Below are 773 nucleotides of genomic sequence, written 5' to 3' on the forward strand. Positions count from 1 at the left end.
GACAAAAGCACAGGATGTACTAAGTTCAGATGGAACAGGGAAAATAGACCAGCTAAAAAATGAATTAATAAATACAAAAAAAGAAATTCAGAATGATTTACAACAAATAGCATTGGTACCAGGAGCTTTAAATGAACAAGGATTTGTTATATTCAAAGAAGTCTATAGTCTTTCAAAAGAAATCATTGAACCGGTTGCTCAAGCAGGGTTGGCAGCGTATAACAAAGGAAAAGAAATTAATAACACTATTTTAGAAGCAGAGACAAAAGCAGAGCAAGAAGCGAAAGAAAAGGGTAAAACTGCTTTAGAGATTGAATCAGCGAAAAAAGCAGCTCGTGAAGCAATTGAGAAAAGCAAACAAGGTGAAATAGCTGCAGCTGCAGCCGCAAAAACGCAAGAGTATGACCTGATGAAAGCCATTGACACTGAAAAAATCAAGAAAACATTTGGTGCCTTCGCTGAAATGAATAAACTAACAGCAGAACAGCGAGCACATTTAGATGATTTAGAGAAACAAAACCAAAAGTTATATGATTTAACAACGAAACTATCAATAGCAGATTTACAAAAATCAATGCTTCTTCTTATGCAAAATGATTTACATACGTTTGCAAATCAAGTAGATGTAGAACTTGATCTAATGAAACGCTATAAAGAAGATTTGAATCTAATAAAAAATAGTATTACAACTTTATCTACTAATGTTGATACTACTAACCAGGAGTCTCAAAAAGATACATTAAGAAGATTAAAAAACATGACAAGTTATCTTG

At 32.9% G+C, this 773-nt stretch carries 1 pseudogene; it reads left to right on the forward strand.

Annotated features, from left to right (window positions below):
* A pseudogene (locus tag AC1DTM_RS29800) lies at window positions 1-773 on the forward strand (hemolysin BL lytic component L2); the annotation flags it as partial.

The organism is Bacillus sp. P4_D3 (assembly GCF_056401855.1).